Source organism: Pseudomonas sp. YY-1 (genome assembly GCF_002843095.1).
GTDB lineage: Bacteria > Pseudomonadota > Gammaproteobacteria > Pseudomonadales > Pseudomonadaceae > Aquipseudomonas > Aquipseudomonas sediminis_A.
Window position 1 is genome coordinate 98,903 of record NZ_PJLX01000016.1, and the last position, 19,253, is coordinate 118,155.

Sequence of the window (19,253 nt, forward strand, 5' to 3'; positions counted from 1 at the left end):
TTCCAGCATTAGGGCGATACAGCCTATAACTCCAGCGTCAAGCGTAAACGATCCCGATGCTGCAAGCCGTCCTCGAACAGCGGCTCGGTGTAGTGCTGCAGGAAGTAATCCGGCTCCACCGCCACCACGCGAAAGTCGGCGCGCTGATAGAAGGTCAGTTGGTGGCCGAAGCTGCCGGTGCCCAGCTCCAGGCGCTTCGCACCGAGCTGTCGGACCTGGTCGATGGCGTGGCGCAGCAGCAGGGTACCGATGCCATGACCCTGACGCTCGGGGGCCACGGCGATATTCATCAATTCCCAGGTATCGGCGTTCAGGGCCTTGATCACGTAGACGCCGACGATCGCCTCGTCCAGACGCGCAACCACGCAATGGCCGTCCTGCAGATAGCGGGCGATGACGGCAGCGCTGGGATCGGCCTCCAGCAGCAGTGCCATTGGCGCCTTTTCGCTGGGAACCTTATGCAGGCTCGGGATGGTCATGACGAGTCTTCTTTAAAGGTGTTTTAGTTATAAATAAATCATTATTTATTCTTTTTGTTTCTCTTCGTTCCTGAGCATAGTGAGCACCACGCAAGCGACTGCCAAGGAGCACGAACATGAGTATCCGTCTGGGCGACATCGCCCCCGATTTTGAACAGGATTCCAGCGAAGGCCGCATCCGCTTCCACGAGTGGCTGGGCGATAGCTGGGGCATTCTCTTCTCCCATCCGGCCGACTTCACCCCGGTGTGCACCACCGAGCTGGGCTTCACCGCCAAGCTCAAGGACGAATTCGCCAAGCGCGGCGTCAAGGCCATCGCCCTGTCGGTCGACCCGGTGGATTCGCACCTGAAGTGGATCGACGACATCAACGAGACGCAGAACACCGCGGTCAACTTCCCGATCATCGCCGACGCCGATCGCAAGGTGTCCGACCTCTACGACCTGATCCACCCGAACGCCAACGACACCCTGACCGTGCGTTCGCTGTTCGTCATCGACCCGAACAAGAAGGTGCGCCTGACCATCACCTACCCGGCGAGCACCGGGCGCAACTTCAACGAGATTCTGCGCGTGGTCGACTCGCTGCAACTGACCGACAACTACAAGGTGGCCACCCCGGCCAACTGGCAGGACGGTGATGAGGTGGTGATCGTGCCGTCGCTGAAAGACGAGGCCGAGATTGCCCAACGCTTCCCGAAAGGCTACCGCGCGGTCAAACCGTACTTGCGCCTGACGCCACAGCCGAACAAGTAAGGATCGATCATGCATGTCGTGTTGCTATCCGGTAGCCCCGCGGCGCGTTCGCGCACCGAGCTGCTGCTGGACTACGTGCGTCAACGCCTCGAGGCGCAGCACGTGGAAGTGAGCTTGCTGCGGGTGCGCGACTTTCCCGCCGAAGACCTGCTGCATGCACGCTTCGACAGCCCCGCTGTCCAGCAACTGCAGGCCGTGGTAGCCAGCGCCGATGGCCTGGTGGTCGGCACGCCGGTGTACAAGGCGTCGTTTACCGGCGCCCTGAAAGTGCTGCTGGATCTGCTTCCCGAGCGCGCCCTGGCGCACAAGGTGGTGCTGCCACTGGCCAGTGGAGGCAGCCCGGCGCACCTGCTGGCGGTGGACTACGCCCTGAAGCCGGTACTCGCCGCGCTGAAGGCGCAGGAGATGCTCAGCGGCGTGTTCGCCGTGGACAAGCAGATCGCTTATCCCGAAGGCGAGCTGCCGGCGCAGATCGACGACGAGCTGCGCGAGCGTCTTGATGAATCGCTGGAACAACTGGCCGCCGCCCTGGCGCGCAGGCCGAAACCGATTGACCCGAACGTATTGAACGACCGGCTGGTAAACGCCCGCTGGAGTATCTGATCCACCCGTAACACCCCGCCTTACTCGCCCGCTAACGGGCAAGCAGGTAGCCAACCAAGACACCACAGCAAAGGGAGAGCGCCATGCGCACCATTACTTTGCGTCGGAGCCTGGTCGCCCTGTTTGCTGCGGCCATTTCCTTCGGCGCCATCACTCACGCTCAAGCCGAGACGCTGCGTATCGGTTATCAGAAGTACGGCACTCTGGTGCTGCTCAAGGCCAAGGGCACCCTGGAAAAACGCCTGGCGGAGAAGGGCGTGGACGTCAAATGGACGGAATTCCCCGGCGGCCCGCAATTGCTCGAAGGGCTCAACGTCGGTTCGGTGGATTTCGGTGTTACCGGGGAAACCCCGCCGGTCTTCGCCCAGGCGGCGGGTGCCGATCTGCTTTACGTAGCCCATGAGCCGCCAGCACCGACCGGTGAGGCGATCCTGGTGCCGAAGGATTCGTCGATCAAATCGGTCGCCGAGCTCAAGGGCAAGAAGGTCGCCCTGAACAAGGGCTCCAACGTCCACTACCTGCTGGTGCGCGCCCTGGAAGATGCCGGCCTGAAATACAGCGATATCACCCCGGTCTACCTGCCGCCGGCCGATGCCCGCGCCGCGTTCGAGCGTGGCAGCGTCGATGCCTGGGTGATCTGGGATCCCTTCCAGTCCGCTGCCGAGCAGCAGTTGCAGGCACGCACCCTGCGTGACGGCACCGGCCTGGTCGACAACCACCAGTTCTACCTGGCGACCCGTCCCTATGCCGAGAAGAACCCTGAAGTGGTCGGCATCCTGATCGACGAGATTCGCGGCGTTGGCGAGTGGGTGCAGGGCAACCTCGACGAGGCCACCGATCAGGTCGCGCCGCTGATCGGCCTGTCCCCGGAGATCACCCGCCAGGCCGTTGAGCGCCAGGGTTACGGCGCGCAGTTCATCACCCCGGAGGTGGTCGAGGCGCAGCAGAAGATCGCCGACACCTTCACCGAGCTGAAGCTGATCCCCAAGCAACTGACCATCAGGGATGTGATCTGGAATCCGCCGGCCAAGGTCGCGCAGGCCCAGTAAACCCTACCCCAGCCCCTCTCCCGGTGGGAGAGGGGAGCGAATCCAAGGAGACAACTCCATGAGCCTCAACATCTTCTGGTTCCTGCCTACCCATGGTGATGGCAAGTACCTGGGCACCTCCGAAGGCGCGCGCGCCGTCGACCACGGCTACCTGGCGCAGGTCGCCCAGGCGGCTGACCGCCTCGGTTATGGCGGCGTGCTGATCCCCACCGGGCGTTCCTGCGAGGACTCCTGGCTGGTGGCAGCCTCGCTGATCCCAGTCACGCAGAACCTGAAGTTCCTTGTCGCCCTGCGCCCTGGGATCATTTCGCCGACCGTGGCCGCGCGCCAGGCGGCGACCCTGGATCGCCTGTCGAACGGCCGTGCGCTGTTCAACCTGGTGACCGGGGGCGATCCGGACGAGCTGGCCGGTGACGGTCTGCACCTGTCGCATGCCGAGCGTTACGAGGCGTCCGTCGAGTTCACCCGCATCTGGCGCCGCGTGCTGGAGGGCGAAACCGTCGATTATGACGGCAAGCACATCCAGGTGAAGGGCGCCAAGCTGCTCTACCCGCCGATCCAGCAGCCGCGTCCGCCGCTGTATTTCGGTGGGTCGTCCGACGCAGCCCAGGATCTGGCCGCCGAGCAGGTCGAGCTGTACCTGACCTGGGGCGAGCCGCCGGCTGCCGTGGCCGAGAAGATCGCCCAGGTGCGTAAGAAGGCTGCTGCGCAGGGCCGCCAAGTACGCTTCGGCATTCGCCTGCACGTGATCGTGCGCGAGACCAGCGAGGAAGCCTGGGCAGCGGCGGATCGTCTGATCAGCCATCTGGATCAGGACATCATCGACCGCGCCCAGGCGTCGCTGGCGCGCTTCGACTCCGTCGGCCAGCAACGCATGGCCGCCCTGCACGGCGGCAAGAAAGACAACCTGGAAGTGTCGCCGAACCTCTGGGCCGGTGTCGGCCTGGTGCGCGGCGGCGCCGGCACCGCCCTGGTCGGCGATGGCCCGACCGTGGCTGCACGGGTCAGGGAATACGCCGAGCTGGGTATCGACACCTTCATCTTCTCCGGCTACCCGCATCTGGAGGAGTCGTACCGGGTCGCCGAACTGCTGTTCCCGCACCTGGACGTGGCCCAGCCGCAGCGTCCGGAAAGTCGCGGCTATGTCAGCCCGTTCGGCGAAATGATCTCCAGCGACATTTTGCCGAAGGCGGCTTCGGCGAGCTGAGGGTGGGCGCGCAGATAGAGGTTTCCCCGGATTGCATCCGGGCTACGGGGTGAAAAGACACCCTCTCCCCCAGCCCCTCTCCCGCAAGCGGGAGAGGGGAGCTAAACCGAGCGCCGCTCAGCCCCCTCTCCCATTTATGGGAGAGGGTTGGGGAGAGGGCTGATGTAGCCCGGATGAAATCCGGGGACACAGGTACGGCTAAATAAGATTCTTCGAGGCAAATATGAGCAACACCACCATCAACAAACTGGCCCTGCGCGCTGCGCCCTGGGCCTTGCCGCTGGGGCTGCTGGCCGCCTGGCAACTGGCTGTGGCCAGTGGCTGGCTGTCCAGCCGCATTCTGCCGGCGCCCAGCGCCGTGCTCGCCGCTGGCTGGGAGCTGCTGGCCTCCGGCGAAATCTGGCAGCACCTGGCGATCAGCGGTCAGCGCGCCGGGATCGGCTTCGCCATCGGCGGCGGTATCGGCCTGCTGCTGGGCTTTATCACCGGCCTGTCGAAATGGGGCGAGCGCTTTCTCGACAGCTCGGTGCAGATGATCCGCAACGTGCCGCACCTGGCGCTGATCCCGCTGGTGATCCTCTGGTTCGGCATCGACGAGGCAGCCAAGGTGTTCCTGGTCGCGCTCGGCACGCTATTCCCGATCTACCTCAACACCTACCACGGTATTCGTAACGTCGACCCGGCGCTGGTGGAGATGGCGCGCAGCTATGGCCTGTCCGGCTTCTCGCTGTTCCGTCAGGTGATCCTGCCCGGTGCGTTGCCGTCGATCCTGGTTGGCGTGCGTTTCGCCCTCGGCTTCATGTGGCTGACGCTGATCGTGGCCGAAACCATCTCGGCCAGCAGCGGCATCGGCTACCTGGCGATGAATGCCCGTGAGTTCCTGCAGACCGACGTGGTGGTGCTGGCGATCCTGCTCTATGCGGTGCTCGGCAAGCTGGCCGACGTCGCCGCCCGTGGTCTTGAGCGCGTCTGGCTGCGCTGGCACCCGGCCTATCAGGCCAAGGCAGGTGGGCAATGACGGCGCTGCATAACATTCGTCAGGGAATTCCGCTGGCGATCGAGAACATCGAGAAATCCTTTGGCGAGCGTCAGGTGCTCAAGGGCATCGACCTGCATATCCCTGCAGGTCAGTTTGTCGCCGTGGTTGGCCGTAGCGGCTGTGGCAAGAGCACCTTGCTGCGTCTGCTGGCCGGGCTGGATCAACCCAGCGGCGGTCAGTTGCTGGCCGGCAATGGCTCGCTCAACGCGGTGCGTGAAGACATCCGTCTGATGTTCCAGGACTCGCGGCTACTGCCCTGGAAGCGAGTGATCGACAACGTCGGTCTGGGGCTTTCCGGCAACTGGCGCAAGCAGGCCGAGGAAGCGCTGGCGGCGGTCGGCCTGGCGGATCGCGCTAATGAATGGCCGGCAGCACTGTCCGGCGGGCAGAAGCAGCGCGTGGCCCTGGCCCGTGCATTGATCCATCGGCCGCGCCTGCTGCTGCTCGACGAGCCGCTGGGCGCGTTGGATGCGCTGACCCGCATCGAGATGCAGCAACTGATCGAACGCCTGTGGCAGCAGCATGGCTTCACCGTACTGCTGGTCACCCACGACGTGGCCGAAGCGGTTGCTGTGGCGGATCGGGTGATCCTGATCGAGGACGGTCAGATCGGCCTCGACCTCGACGTGCAACTGGTGCGCCCGCGTCCGCATGGCTCGCCGCTGCTGGCGGCACTGGAAGCGCGTGTGCTCGACCGCGTACTGGCGCAGCCGGAATTGCCGACGCCGCCCGAACCCGTATCACCCCTGCCCACGCAATTGCGTTGGGCGCTTTGACGCCGTAGCCCGGAGGCAATCCGGGAGCGGCTCGAGAATTCCCCGGATTGCACCGGGCTACCTGTAAAACGACCTGAGGAGAAACACCATGACCATCAAAGCCATCAACGTACGTAACCAGTTCAAGGGCAACATCAAGGAAATCGTCATCGGCGACGTACTGTCGGAAATCGACGTGCAGACCGCTGCCGGTATCGTCACCTCGGTGATTACCACCCGCTCCGTGCGTGAGCTGGAACTGCAGGTGGGTAGCGAAGTGATCGCCTTCGTGAAATCCACCGAAGTGTCCATCGCCAAGCTCTGATCGGCGGATGATGGCTCCCTCGCTCCAGCGTGGGAGCCAGTGCCGGGTGCTCTGGTGCTTCATCAGCATCTGACGCAGAGCATCTCTGGATGCATCCCACGGGGAGCGTGGGAACGAGCAAAGAGAGGCTGCCTGAGCAGCCTGCGGATATGAGCTGAAGGATGTTTTTGCAGGTAAAGAGAGATTGGTTATAAGAAGAAAAGAAAAAGATATTTTTCAGCTATATGTTTTTTCTGCAGAATCGCGCCATCAAATAGCCTGCCTGCAGGCTTCTCTTTCGATAAGGACGCCTTAGATGCTGAAGAAGATCGTTCTGGCCACCGTGGCCAGCGCCACCCTGCTGACTGGCTCGCTGAGCCATGCTGCGGCCGATACGCCATTCCACAACGCCTCCTACGACATCGCTCGCGAACTGTTCGGCGAGATCAACCCGCTTTTCGTCGAGCACTGGAAACAGCAGAGCGGCAAGGAAGTGAAGATCATCCAGTCGTTCGCCGGTACCTCGCGTCAGGCGCAGGACATCATCCAGGGCAAGAAGGTCGACGTGGTCACCTTCAACCAGGTAACCGACGTGGACATCCTGGCCAAGCGCAAGCTGCTGCGCGAGGACTGGGCCGAGCAGTTCCCCAACAACAGCTCGCCGTACTACAGCACCACCGCTTTCCTGGTGCGCGAAGGCAACCCGAAGAACATCAAGAGCTGGGATGACCTGATTCGCGATGACGTGAAGCTGGTATTCCCCAACCCGAAAACCTCCGGCAACGCGCGCTACAGCTATTTGGGCGCATGGCTGTTCGCCAACGAGAAATTCAACGGCGACCAGGAGAAGGTCAAGGCCTTCGTCGGCAAGGTGCTGAAGAACGTCGAGAACTTCCCCACCGGCGGCCGTGGCGCCACCGTGGCCTTCGCCCAGAACGGTCAGGGCGACGTGCTGCTGACCTTCGAATCGGAAGTGATCAACATCGCCAAGGGTGACGAGTTCAAGTCCGCCAACCTGGAAATCGTGGTTCCGGAAGTCAGCGTACTGGCCGAATTCCCGGTGGCCATCGTCGACAAGGTGGCCGATGAGCGCGGTACCCGCGAGCAGGCCAAGGCCTTCCTCGACTTCCAGTACAGCAAGGACATCCAGCAGCTGCTGACTCGCTACAACTACCGCGTGCACAACCCGGAAGTGGTCGAGGCGACCAAGGCGCAGTTCGCGCCGGTGCGCCTGATCAACCCGACCGAGGTGCTGGGCAGCTGGGACGAGATCACCGCCAAGCATTTTGACAACGGTGGTATCCTCGACCAGCTTCTCGCAGAGGGTCGCTGACAGCGACGGTCTGGCACGGGTGCAACCCGCCAGCCATGAATGCGAGCATCGTAATGGTCAATTGGCCGCCTTATTGGCGGCCAACTGCATTTGTAGAGTCGAGCTTTTTTCGTGAGTAAACCGACGCTGTTCTTCCTGCAGACTCCGCTGCTGCCTGGCTTCGGCCTGAGCTTCGGCGTCAGCGTGCTGTACCTCTCGCTGGTGATCCTGTTGCCGTTGTCTGCGCTGCTGCTGTACGTCAGCGACATGACCTGGGCCCAGTACTGGTTCGCCATCAGCGACCCGCGCGTGGTGCAGACCTACAAGGTGACCATCTCTGCGGCGTTCTACTCGACGATAGCAGTGTTGGTGATCGGCCTGCTGCTGGCCTGGATCATCACCCGCTACGATTTCCCTGGCCGGCGCATTGTCGATGCGCTGGTCGATCTGCCTTTCGCCCTGCCGACCTCGGTGGCTGGCCTGACCCTCGCCGCGCTGCTGGTGCCCAACGGCTGGATCGGCCAGTGGCTGGGCTTCAAGGTGGCCTACGCCTACGCAGGTATCGTGGTGGCGATGGTCTTCACCAGCATTCCATTCGTGGTGCGCACGGTGCAGCCGGTGCTGCAGGACCTCGGCTCGGAATACGAAGAGGCTGCGCGCACCCTCGGCGCCAGTCGTGTGCAGACCTTCCGCAAGGTGATCCTGCCGACCCTGGCGCCGGCGCTGGTCACCGGTGGTTCGCAGGCGTTCATCCGCAGCCTCGGTGAGTTCGGCGCGGTGATCATGATCGCCGGCAACATCCCCTACCAGACGGAAGTCAGCTCGCTGATGATTTTCGTCCGTCTGCAGGAATTCAATTACCCGGCTGCGGCAGCCATCGCTTCGGTGATCCTGCTCGCGTCGCTGACTCTTCTGTTCCTCCTGCAGGTCGTGCAGGGGCGTCTGTTCGCATGGCAACGGCAAGGTCGATGAAAAAGCCCCAAGATTGGCGCCAGTGGGCGCTGGTAATCCTCGGTCTGACAGTGGTGGCGCTGATTCTGCTGGTGCCGCTGGCGCTGATCTTCACCAAGGCCCTGGCCGGCGGACTCGACCTGCTGTGGAGCAACCTCGGCGAGGACTACATGCTCCACGCCATCGGCCTGACCCTGTTGGTAGCGGCGATCACCGTGCCGCTGAACCTGTGCTTCGGCATCTGCCTGGCCTGGTGCGTGACCCACTACGATTTTCGTGGGCGCAAGCTGCTGACCACCCTGATCGACATTCCCTATGCGGTGTCGCCGGTGGTGGCCGGTCTCTGCTACCTGGTGGTCTACGGTCTGGAGAGCTTCATCGGCCGCTGGTTCTACGATCAGGGCCTGCAGCTGATGTTCGCCTGGCCGGGCATCGTCATGGTCACCGTGTTCGTCACCGCGCCCTACGTGGCACGCATCCTGATCCCGGTGATGCAGACGCAGGGGCAGGACGAGGAAACCGCCGCGATGTGCCTGGGCGCCAGCGGCTGGCAGATCTTCCGCCGCATCAGCCTGCCGAAGATCAAGTGGGCGCTGCTGTATGGCGTCGTCGTCACCAATGCCCGCGCGGTGGGCGAGTTCGGCGCGGTGTCGGTGGTTTCCGGCACCATCATCAACCAGACCCTGACCCTGCCGCTGCTGGTCGACCAGCTCAACAACGACTACAAGCCGGCTGCAGCCTTCACCGCCGCCGGCCTGCTGGCCTGCATGGCGCTGCTCACCCTGTTCCTCAAGACCTTCATGGAATGGCGCCAGCGCCGCCTGATGCAACGCGCCGAGGCGTGACCTGCGCCTGAATAGCGTAGAGTTTCGCGGCTGAAGCCGCTCCTGCAGTTGCATCTGTGCTCCGTAGGAGCGGCTTCAGCCGCGATGTTCTTCCGACGCCGCTATCTGCACCTGATTGCGCCCGCCGTGCTTGGCGGCATATAGCGCCTTGTCAGCATGCTCACGCAGTTGCTCGGCATCGCTGTGCACATCGGTGCCGGCTATACCGGCACTCAGGGTGCAGGAGAATTCGCCACCATCGGCGATGAAGCGCAGCTCGGCGAAGCGCTGACGAATCTCGTCGATGATCAAACCTGCCTGCTGCGGTGTGCAGTCCGGCAGCACCGCAAGAAATTCCTCGCCGCCGTATCGGCCCAGGCTGTCGACCCGACGCAGGCGTTGGCGCAGCAGATTGGCCAGGGAGCGGATGACGTTGTCGCCGGCCGCATGACCGTGCTCGTCGTTGACCCGCTTGAAGTGGTCGATATCCAGCATCACCACGCTGGCGCGGTCGCCGCTGCGCAGGGCGCGCTCCAGTTCGATGGCCACTTGCTCTTTGATGTCGGCGTGCTTGAGCAGGCCGGTGAGGCTGTCGCGCGCAAGGGCGTCGGAGAGCAGGCGTGCACGCTGAGCGCGGGAGAACACGGTAGCTACTAGAGCATTGTCGGAAATCGGTTTGGTGACGAAGTCGTCGCCGGCCTTGATCAGCGCGTTCATCTGTTTGCCGATATCGGTTTCCGCCGACAGGTAGATGATCGGGATGCGTAGCCAGTCGTCATTGCAGCGGATGATCTGCGCCAGTTCGGGGCCGGTGCAGTGCGGCATGTTGACGTCGAGTAGCACCACCTCGGGGTTGAAATCGCGCAGGTGGGTGAAGATCCGCGCCGGTTCGCTGAGTATCTCCACCAGCATGCCGGCATCACGCAGCACCAGGCTGTAGCGGCTGGCCAGGTCCTGGTCGTCGTCGGCGATCAGCACGCGGTAGGGTTCGCCGTGCTGTTGCGAGAAGCAGCGTTCGAGGCGGCTTTCCAGCTGCGGGATGTCCACCGGCTTGCTGAACAGGCCCATGGCGCCGGCGCGCACCGCATGCAGCTGGGTAGCGAAGTCATCCTGCTGGTCGGTGAGCACCAGCAGCGGCAGTGGTTCGTCCAGGCGTTCGCGCAACTGGTGGGCGTAATCCAGACCGCAACTGGCTTCGCCGGGCAGCTTGGCGTCGATGATCAGCGCGTCGGGCAGGTGCTGCTGCAGCGCGGCGTCAAGCCCTGCGGTGGAATTGAAATGCTCGGCGCGGTAACCGAAGTTGCTCAGCGTCTGGCGCATGTTCTCGCCAACCGCGGCTTCGCCTTCGAGGATGTAGATGGTGCGGCTGCCGTCTTCCTGGCGCGGCAGCTTGCGCGCTTTGCCTACCGGTTCAGTGATGGCCCCCGCGCTGGTCGGCTGCTCGCCGAGTGCCTGCAAGGCAGTGACGAACTCGTTGAGGCTCTGCTGTTGGCGCAGCAGGCGCTCCATCCAGCGCTCGGCATGCTGCTCCAGTTCGCGCGCCTGCTGGCCAAGCTGGCTGAAGCCGAAGGTGCCGGCACTGCCGGCCAGGCGGTGCAGCTGATGACGCAGCTCCTGCAGCAGACGCGTGCGCTCGGCTTCATCGGCGTCCAGCAGTTGCCTTGCCTGTTGCGCCAGCTGGGGCAGCTCCTGGCTCAGGCGTTCACTGAATTGCTGACCAAGCTGTTGCAAGTGTTGTTGCAGCGCCTGCGGGATGGCGCTGCCTTCGTGTTTATCCATTGCGCTGGTTCCAGATCTGCCGTACCTGAGCGGCGAGCTGCATCGGGTCGAATGGTTTGATGATCACGCCATGGGCGCCGAGGCTGTGGTAGTGGGCGACCTCGTCAGGCTGCACCTTGGCGGTCATGAAGGCCACCGGAATGCGTGCGGTATCGACCAGCTGGCCAATCAGCTCCAGGGTCTTGGGCCCATCCATGCCGGGCATCATCACGTCGAGCAGAATGAAATCCGGCGCGAAGCCCTGCACCTGGTCGAGCGCCTCCTGGCCACTGGCACAGCTCAATACCTGAAAGCCGCCGACGGCCTCCAGCGCGACCTTGGCCACGGCCTGGATCGAGGGATCGTCCTCGACATGCAGGATGCGTTTGAGCTCAGTCATCACGGTCTCCCCGGCCGTTGGCTGCTATCTGCAGTGTGGTACAGCTTTGTTGGCCTTGCGTAGGCGTCATGTCTCGCTTTCATCGACGCGCGGCAGTTCGAACCAGAAGGTCGCGCCCTGGCCAGGCACCGAGTGGAAACCGATACGCCCGTGCATGCGCTCGATGATTTCCTTGCAGATCGCCAGACCCAGGCCGGTGCCGCCTTTCTGCCGGGTATCGCCGGCGTCGGCCTGAGAGAACTTGGCGAAGATGCGCGAATGGAATGCCGCGGGGATACCCGGGCCATGATCGCGCACGCTGACTCGCAGCTTGTCAGCCATTGTCTCCAGGCTGACCTGCACCACGGCCCCTGCCGGTGAGAACTTGGCGGCGTTGGACAGCAGATTGGCCAGCACTTGGGCCAGGCGCTGGGTATCGACCCGGACTTCGACATCATGCTCTGCGTGCAGTTCGAGGCGCACCTGATGCTGGTCGGCATACGGCTGGTTATGCAGCAGTGCCAGTTCCAGCAGTGGTTTGAGTGGCCTGCGCTGGAGGTCGAAATGCATCTTGCCGGCGACCAGCTTTTCCATGTCCAGCAGGTCATTGATCAGCGCGCTCAGGCGCTGGCTGTTGGCTTCGGCGATGCTCAGCATGTGCGCCATGGCCTGCGGCACGGCGCCGAGTGCGCCACCGTTGATGAGGCCCAGCGAGCCGGCGATGGCGGTCAGCGGTGTGCGCAGTTCGTGGCTGACGGTGGAGACGAACTCGTTCTTCATCTGCTCGATGCGTTTGCGTTCGGCGATGTCACGAATCACCGCGATGAAGCGCACCTGGCCCTGGTGGCTGATTTGCGACATCGCCAGTTCCAGCGGGAAGCGTTCGCCGCCCAGGCGCAGGCCTTCCATCTCGCGAATCTGGTCGCTGGCGCAGCCTTGGCGCAGGGTGTCACTGGCCATGCCTGGAATCAGCGTGGCGATGTCGCGCCCGGCGACCTCGGCCTGGCTGTAGGCAAAGATGCGTTCGGCCGCGTGATTGAAGGTCTCGATGTGGCCCTCGTCGTCGAGAGTGACGATGGCATCGATGACGTTGTCGAGCAGGGTGCGCAGGTAATGCTCGCGTTCGCGAATCGCTCGCTCGGCGGCTACCCGGTCGCTGAAGTCCTGGATCTGCGCGACCAGATGCACGGGCTGGCCTTGGGCGTTGCGCACCAGCGCGCTGCTGAGCAGTACCCAGAGCACCTGACCCTGTTTGTCCAGATAACGCTTTTCCATCTGGTAGGCGCTGATGCGCCCGGCCAGCAGGTCGTCGACGTTGCGCAGGTCCGCACCGAGGTCGTCGGGGTGGGTGATGCGCTGAAAATCGAGGGCGAGCATTTCCTCGCGGCTGTAGCCGAGCATGCGGCACAGTTCGTCGTTGACCTCCAGCCAGCGTCCATCGATGGCCACCAGCGCCATGCCCTGCGGCGCGGTGGTAAAGGCGCTGCTGAACAGATGCTGGCTCAGGCGCAGGTCGTCTTCCATGACCTTGCGCTCGCTGATGTCCCAGATGAAACCGTCGACCCAGACCAGGCGCCCCTGGGCGTCGTGCTCGCCGCGACCTTTCTCGCGCACCCAGACGCTGTGGCCGTCGGCATGACGCAGGCGGTAGGTCAGCTCGAAGGTTTCCTGGCGAGCGATGCTGTCGTTGGCGAGGTAGGTGATCGGCAGGTCATCGGGATGGACGATGCTGGAGAAGCTGCGCACGCGATTGTCGATGAAGTCGCTGGGCGGGTAGCCAGTCAGGCTGAGAATCTCGTCGCTGACGTAACGCATGCTCCAGTCGCTGTCGTTGGCGCAGCGATAGACCACGCCGGGCAGGTTGGCGACCAGGCCACGGAAGCGACTTTCGCTCTGCTGCAGTGCGCGAGTGGCCTGCTGCAGGGCACTGATGTCGCTGGCGATGCCGAGAAAACCGGTGATCTGTCCGCTGGCGTCGAAGATGGCGTTGGTGGTGAGGTTGACCAGGCGCTGGCTGCCGTCCTTGTGCACGTACGTCCATTGGCGGGTTTCCGACTCGCCATTACGTACGTTGTGAGTGAAGACCTGGAAGCCGCTGACCGGATGCCCGCAACTGATGCTGAGCTGCTGGGCCCGAGCGTCGATTTCGCTGGGCAGATGGAAGCGTTCGGGCGTCATCTGGCCGATCACGGTGTCGCTGCTATAGCCCAGCAGGCGCTCTGCGCCAGAGTTGAAGAGGGTGACCAGGCCGTTCGGATCGGTGGCGATGATGGCAACGCCGCTGGCCGAATCCAGCACGGTCTGCAGGAATGCTCGCGCCTCGATCACCGCATCCTCGCGCTGCCGCGCTGCGCTGATGTCCGTGTGGGTGCCATACATCAGCAGCGGTCTGCCTTGCTCGTCGCGGCTGGAGAGGCGGCCGCGCACCTGTACCCACAGCCAGCGCCCGTCTCGGTGCTGCATGCGTATCTGCCGGTCGTAGAAGGCTAACTCGCCAGCGAAGTGGCGTCGCAGCATGCGTTCGCTGGGCTCGCGATCATCCGGGTGACAGAAGCGCTTCCAGGTTTCGACACTGGTGGGCTGCAGTTCCTCGAGGTGGTAGCCGAGCATCTGCGCCCAGCGCTCGTTGAACACGGTGGCGCCGCTCTGCACATTCCACTCCCAGGTGCCGACGTCGGTGCCTTCGATGATGCTGGCAAGGCGTTCGAGCAGGTTTTGCCGTGCCTGCTGCTGCTGCTCGCGCTCCAGGGTGGCGCCGACCCAGCGGGCGAACAGGCGCAGGAATTCGCGCTCGTTCTCGTCGAACTGACGGTCACGTGGGTGCTGGTCGCAGAAGGCCAGGGTGCCGACCCTGCGGCCATCGACCCAGATCGCCGTACCGATATAGCTTTCCAGGGCGAAGCGGGCGTAGCAGGCATGCTCTCGATAAGGTGAGCTGGCCATGCGCTCGATACTGAGAATGTCGTCCTGGGCGTAGGCCAGGCTGCAGTAGGTTTCGTTGAGGGCGAAGGTCTGGCCGTCCTCAAGCTGCGTGTCAGGACAGACCTGGACCAGGACGCGATAGTGATCGGCGTCAATCATGCCGATTACGCCGAGCGGCATGTCGAAATAGTTGGCCCCCATGCGCAGCGCTTCGCGCAGCTGTTCCTTGCTGCTCAGGCTCGATAGCGCAGAGATCTCGTTGAGTGCGTGCAGCGCGCTCTGTTGGCGTTGCATCAGGCGCTGGGTACTGCGATGTGTCGCGTGTAGCAGGATCATCAGCAAGGCTTCGGCGCCGCACCAGGCGAGCAGCCATTTGACTACCAGCCAGCGTTTGTCGCGTTCATGCACGGCATAGAGTTCGCTGACGTCACGCCAGGTCAGCACCGTGGCCATGGCTGGAGCGCCGGGTTGTGGCGAGGTTGCCATCGACAGCTGGCTGAGCAGGTAGTGTTGCCCGCCATCTTCCAGCAGGCGCTGGCTGTTACCCTCGCTGGGAGAGGGCAGAAGATCCGCTTGCAGCCAGATCTGTGCCTGCGGACGTGTCTGCTGGATCAGGCGCCAAGCGGGGGCGTGATTGGCTTGCGTACCGACCTCGGCCGCTGCGTTGAGTAATAGCGCGATGCCGGCGCCGAGGTCCCGATCCAGTTGCGGCAGATCCTCGAGCACATCCATTGCCACGCTGATGGCGCCGACCTGGCGCTGACCGTTTTGCGTATCGATCAGCAGCGGCGCCGCGGCACGGATGCCGATGCTGTTGTTAGCAAGGTTCAGTTCTGCACGACTGTCGCCAGTACGCAGCGCTTGCAGCAATAACGGGCGCATGGCCTCCTGGGTGTCACCAAAACGCTGCGGCTCGTGCACCCGCAGCAGGATGCGTGCGTCGTCTTGCAGATGGACGTAGAGGCGAAACGGCCGGTGCACCTGCATGTTGCGCCAGCGCGGCGCCAAGCGGGTGTAGAGCTGGTTGCGGATGCTGGCCAGACCGCCCTGGTCATCTTTGGGCAGGACCGACGCCTGACGCACCAGCTCGGCTACCCAGGCGTCGGCGGCGATGGCCTCGGCCAGCAACTGTGCACGCTCGCGCAGGCCGTGCTGAACGCTTTGCAGTGCCAGACGTTGCGCCTCGGCCTGCTTGTTCATCTGCAATTGCCACAGCGCCTCACGCTCGTGCAGTGCCTGGCGCCCGAGGAAGGCGAAGAACAGCGCCAGACACAGACTGCCGCCGATCACGATCCAGCGAATGGCAATCGGCCGTGGGTTAGTGGTCATCGTGCGCCTGTCCGCGCCAGGCCAGCGAGACGCCTAAGACGGTCGATTTCCGGCGCTTCGGCGCCCAGCAGTTCGGCACTGGCCAGGCGCATCACCACCGTGTCACGTCGTGTATTGCCTGGGGGCAGGGCGTAGCAGGCACCGATCAACTCGCGCAGTGCGATAGGCAGGCGCCAGTGCGCCTTGAGTCGATTGGCCAGTTGGCTGCTATGACGTTGTAGGGCGGTGTTCAGGGTCTGCTCGTCCAGCTCTCGGCCGGCACTGCGCCAGCGTTGCGCCTGATCCAGCAGGGCCAGTTCGCCCATACGCTGTAGCAGTGCGGCGCTGTGCAGCGGCGCCGGATCAACCCGGCTGCTACGCGCCAGCTCAGCAATACGCTGGCGCAGGCGCAGGGCATGAACGAAATGCGCATCGCCCTGGCGCTGCAGCTCGGGGTCGCTCAGTACCGCCTGCGGCCGAAGCGCGAGGCCTTGAACCAGGTTAACGGCAGTGGCCTGGCCGAGGCGTTGCAAGGCTTCGTTGAGGGTGACGCAGGGCTGCCCGGCGCTGTTGTAGTTGCCACTGTTGGCGGCTGCGATCAACCGCGCGTGAACGGCTGGGTCGTTCTGCCAGAGGTCGCCAAGCTGTTGCAGGTTATCGAAGGGTTGAGGCACATCGCGCAGACGCTGGTACAGGGATTCACGCAGCGGCAGTTCGAGTGCGTCATCGGTCAGGCTTGCAAGTTGCTGGAGAAAATCCCCGACGGTGTCGATTTCACCGGCGATGATCTGGGCATTCGCCAATAGCGGCTGCAGGCTGGCAACCACCTTGGGCACCTGAAAGGGTTTGCTGATGAAGGCGCTGATATTCAATGGGCGTATGGCTAGCACGCTATCGCGGTCGGCGCGGGCTGTGACCATGACCAGCGGAATCTCCTGGCTGCGTTGACGCACCGCTTCCAGCAACTGGATGCCGTTACCGTCGGGCAGGTGCCAGTCGCTGATGACCAACTGGGCCGGCTGCCGCTTCCAGGCTGCCAGGGCATCGACGACGCGACTCTGACAGTCGACCTTGGCACTCGGGCACAGGCTGAGGACGATCTGTTTGAGCAGGTCGGCTATCCAGGGATCGTCTTCGAGAATCAGCACGCGCATGCTCAGTTCCTGGTGCTGGGGTGGCTGTCCTGCGTTTCGCCCGGGGTGTTGGCGTCAACGGGGTTGACGGGCACCGGCTGTGGGCGACCGAAGTGATAGCCCTGACCATAGTTGCAGCCTAGCTCACGCAGAAAGTCGGCCTGGGCTGGTTGTTCGATACCTTCGGCAAGGACCTTGAGGCCCAGGCTTTTGCCCAGTGCGATCACGGCACGAGCGATGGCGGCGTCTTCAGCGTCGTTGGGCAGGCCGCGCACGAAGCTCTGATCGAGCTTGAGCTTGTCCACGGGCAGACGCTTGAGGCGCGCCAGAGAGCTATAACCGGTTCCGAAGTCGTCGATGGCCAGGCGTACGCCCAGGGCACGCAGACTGATGAGCAGTTTCTGCGCTGCATCCGGGTCTTCCATGATCGCGCTCTCGGTGACCTCCAGCTCCAGCTGCTCAGGCGGCAGGCCTGTTTCTGCCAGTACCTGCGCCACTTTCATATCGAGTTCACCGCGACTGAACAGGCGGCTGGAGACGTTCACCGCAACGAAGCTCAGTGCACGACCTTCGGCGTTCCAGCGCATCATCTGGCGGCAGGCCTGCTCCAGAACCCAGGCGTCGATGGCGCCGATCATGCCGTTGTCCTCGGCAATCGGGATGAATTCGCCTGGGGGCACCAGCCCGCGTTGCGGGTGTTGCCAGCGCACCAGCGCCTCCATGCCTACCTGGCGGCCGTCACGCAGGTCGTGTAGCGGCTGGTAGTACACGCGCAGCTCGTCGTTGTCCAACGCATGACGCAGGCTGCTGGCCAGTTCCACGCGCTGCCGGGCGTAGTCGGTCAGCTCCTGCACGTAGAAGGCATAGCCTTCGCGACCGCTGCTCTTGGCCTTGAACAGCGCCGAGTCGGCGTTACGCAGGATTTGCTCGACGCTGTCGGCATCTTCGGGGAACAGGCTGATGCCGATGCTGGCGCCGATGTAGAGCTCGTGGCCGCCGAGACGAAAGGATGTTTCCAGGCTGCGCAGCAGGCTTTGTGCAAGTTCGGCTGCCTGGGCTGCGTCGGCGCAGTTTTCGCTGAGTAGGCCGAACTCGTCGCCGCCTAGCCGGGCTAGGGTGGTGCCAGTGGGTAAACCTTGCTGCAAACGCTCGCCAACGGCCTTGAGCAACAGATCACCGACGTTGTGGCCGAGGCTTTCATTGATGTGCTTGAAGTGATCCAGATCGATCAGCAGTACTGCGCCGCGAAGCTCCTCGATCTTGCTGCGCTCCAGCGCATGAGCGACGCGCTCGGTGAACAGCAGGCGGTTGGGCAGGTTGCTCAGCGGATCGTGGTGGGCCAGGTAGTCCAGCTCGCGTTGCGAGCGCTTGAGTGCGGTGATGTCGGAGAACACCGCCACATAGTGGCTGATGCGCCCCTGTTCATCGTGAATAACGCGGATGCACTGCCACTGCGGATAAATTTCCCCACTTTTGCGCCGGTTCCACACTTCGCCACTCCAGGCTCCACGGTTCTGCAGTGCGTGCCACAGGCTCTGATAGAAGGCTGTGTCATGGCGGCCGGACTTGAGCAGGCTGGGGTGCTGGCCGAGGATTTCCTCGCTGCTGTAGCCGGTGATGCGGCTGAAGGCCGGGTTGACGTGCACGATGCTCTGTTCGGCATCGGTGACCAATACCCCTTCCTGAGTCGCATCGAACACCGCAGCGGCCTGGCGCAGGCTATCGTCGGTGGCGCGTTGCTGGGTGATGTCGCTGGCGATACCGATGAAGCGCTGCGGTTGGCCTTTCTCGTCACGCAGCAGGCGGCCGCGTGAATGAATCCAGCGATAGCTGCCGTCGGCGTGGCGCAGGCGGTAGATGTTTTCGTAGGGCTGCTCGCTCAACTCGGCGTTGAGCGCATGCAGCGCGCGCTCCACGTCATCCGGATGCAGGCGTGCGGCCCAATCTTCGCGGGTGCTGCCCAGGGTTTGCGGGGTAAGGCCCAGCAGTCTGGCGTAGCCCTCGGAGAAGAACACTCGGCGGTTGGTCACGTCCCAATCCCACAGGCCGTCGCGCGTGGCATCCAGCGCCAGGCGCAGGCGCTCCTCGTTGCCGGCCAGCGCCAGGCGTGCGCGTCGATGTTGTTGAGCGTGACGGTGTAGCACCAGATAAAGCAGTGAACTGGTGAGCGCGACGAATAGCAGGCCCTTGAGAGATTGCAAGCGCTCCAGTTGCGCCACGGACAGGCCGAGGGCGGTCAGCAGTTGGTCGCTCAGCAGTATCCAGAGGCAGGCCAGCAACAGATAGCCCAGAGTCAGACGCAAGGCGTCGGTGTCGATACGCATGGGTAGGCTACTACGCTCCCTGTAAATGCGGGTCAGTATAGATGGGGGTGGGACTGAAACATTCTCATCTAAAAGACCAACTGGTTTTCTGGCATGGGTCAGGGATAATGTGATCAGGTTCGTCCTTGTAGGACAAACCGTGTTCCCCCTT

At 63.4% G+C, this 19,253-nt stretch carries 16 protein-coding genes; 10 read left to right on the forward strand and 6 right to left on the reverse strand.

The features are described 5' to 3' along the window. Positions 1-23 precede the first annotated feature (23 nt). The gene (locus CXP40_RS20165; protein ID WP_106735181.1) at positions 24-479 is read right to left on the reverse strand and encodes a GNAT family N-acetyltransferase; all 456 of its coding nucleotides are present in this window, start codon (positions 477-479) and stop codon (positions 24-26) included. A 116-nt stretch (positions 480-595) separates the two neighbouring features. Between CXP40_RS20165 and CXP40_RS20170 the strand changes: the two genes are divergently transcribed. From CXP40_RS20170 to cysW, 10 genes are all read left to right on the forward strand, one after another. Then, positions 596-1,234 carry a peroxiredoxin gene (locus tag CXP40_RS20170; RefSeq protein WP_106735182.1) on the forward strand — a complete coding sequence of 213 codons (639 nt, stop codon included), beginning with the start codon at positions 596-598 and terminating at the stop codon, positions 1,232-1,234. Positions 1,235-1,243: 9 nt separating this feature from the next. Continuing rightward, positions 1,244-1,837: an NADPH-dependent FMN reductase gene (gene ssuE, locus CXP40_RS20175; RefSeq protein WP_106735183.1), complete on the forward strand. Its 594-nt coding sequence runs from the start codon at positions 1,244-1,246 to the stop codon at positions 1,835-1,837. Between the two features lie 83 nt (positions 1,838-1,920). Continuing rightward, positions 1,921-2,886: a sulfonate ABC transporter substrate-binding protein gene (locus CXP40_RS20180; protein ID WP_106735184.1), complete on the forward strand. Its 966-nt coding sequence runs from the start codon at positions 1,921-1,923 to the stop codon at positions 2,884-2,886. 58 nt (positions 2,887-2,944) lie between these two features. Further along, a complete protein-coding gene (gene ssuD / locus CXP40_RS20185; RefSeq protein ID WP_106735185.1) occupies positions 2,945-4,093 on the forward strand; it encodes an FMNH2-dependent alkanesulfonate monooxygenase in 1,149 nt (382 codons plus the stop codon). A 223-nt stretch (positions 4,094-4,316) separates the two neighbouring features. Next, positions 4,317-5,111, forward strand: a complete 795-nt coding sequence (gene ssuC, locus CXP40_RS20190) for an aliphatic sulfonate ABC transporter permease SsuC (protein ID WP_106735186.1) — start codon at positions 4,317-4,319, stop codon at positions 5,109-5,111. Next, positions 5,108-5,908, forward strand: a complete 801-nt coding sequence (gene ssuB, locus CXP40_RS20195) for an aliphatic sulfonates ABC transporter ATP-binding protein (RefSeq protein WP_079782485.1) — start codon at positions 5,108-5,110, stop codon at positions 5,906-5,908. Before ssuC ends, ssuB begins: the two co-directional genes overlap by 4 nt. Before the next feature lie 88 nt (positions 5,909-5,996). Next, positions 5,997-6,212 carry a molybdopterin-binding protein gene (locus CXP40_RS20200; protein WP_003464423.1) on the forward strand — a complete coding sequence of 72 codons (216 nt, stop codon included), beginning with the start codon at positions 5,997-5,999 and terminating at the stop codon, positions 6,210-6,212. A 295-nt stretch (positions 6,213-6,507) separates the two neighbouring features. Then, entirely contained in the window at positions 6,508-7,524 is a 1,017-nt protein-coding gene (gene cysP, locus CXP40_RS20205; protein ID WP_106735187.1) for a thiosulfate ABC transporter substrate-binding protein CysP, read from the forward strand. 111 nt (positions 7,525-7,635) lie between these two features. Continuing rightward, complete coding sequence (cysT, locus tag CXP40_RS20210; protein WP_106735188.1) at positions 7,636-8,475, forward strand: sulfate ABC transporter permease subunit CysT; 840 nt, start codon at positions 7,636-7,638, stop codon at positions 8,473-8,475. Next, complete coding sequence (cysW, locus tag CXP40_RS20215; protein ID WP_017363899.1) at positions 8,472-9,299, forward strand: sulfate ABC transporter permease subunit CysW; 828 nt, start codon at positions 8,472-8,474, stop codon at positions 9,297-9,299. The genes cysT and cysW overlap by 4 nt, the downstream gene beginning before the upstream one ends. A 75-nt stretch (positions 9,300-9,374) precedes the next feature. Here cysW and CXP40_RS20220 read toward each other — a convergent pair whose 3' ends face one another. The 5 genes from CXP40_RS20220 to dibA all read right to left on the reverse strand — a co-directional run bounded on the left by CXP40_RS20220 (position 9,375) and on the right by dibA (position 19,102). Next, positions 9,375-11,057 (reverse strand): diguanylate cyclase domain-containing protein, encoded by a 1,683-nt coding sequence (locus tag CXP40_RS20220; RefSeq protein WP_106735189.1) that lies wholly within the window; start codon positions 11,055-11,057, stop codon positions 9,375-9,377. Continuing rightward, positions 11,050-11,436 (reverse strand): response regulator, encoded by a 387-nt coding sequence (locus tag CXP40_RS20225; protein WP_099526655.1) that lies wholly within the window; start codon positions 11,434-11,436, stop codon positions 11,050-11,052. Before CXP40_RS20225 ends, CXP40_RS20220 begins: the two co-directional genes overlap by 8 nt. A gap of 66 nt (positions 11,437-11,502) precedes the next feature. After that, positions 11,503-15,666, reverse strand: a complete 4,164-nt coding sequence (locus CXP40_RS20230) for a PAS domain S-box protein (RefSeq protein ID WP_106735190.1) — start codon at positions 15,664-15,666, stop codon at positions 11,503-11,505. Continuing rightward, the gene (locus tag CXP40_RS20235; RefSeq protein WP_106735191.1) at positions 15,663-16,799 is read right to left on the reverse strand and encodes an HDOD domain-containing protein; all 1,137 of its coding nucleotides are present in this window, start codon (positions 16,797-16,799) and stop codon (positions 15,663-15,665) included. Before CXP40_RS20235 ends, CXP40_RS20230 begins: the two co-directional genes overlap by 4 nt. 2 nt (positions 16,800-16,801) lie before the next feature. Next, complete coding sequence (gene dibA / locus CXP40_RS20240) at positions 16,802-19,102, reverse strand: phosphodiesterase DibA (RefSeq protein ID WP_106735192.1); 2,301 nt, start codon at positions 19,100-19,102, stop codon at positions 16,802-16,804. Positions 19,103-19,253 lie beyond the last annotated feature (151 nt).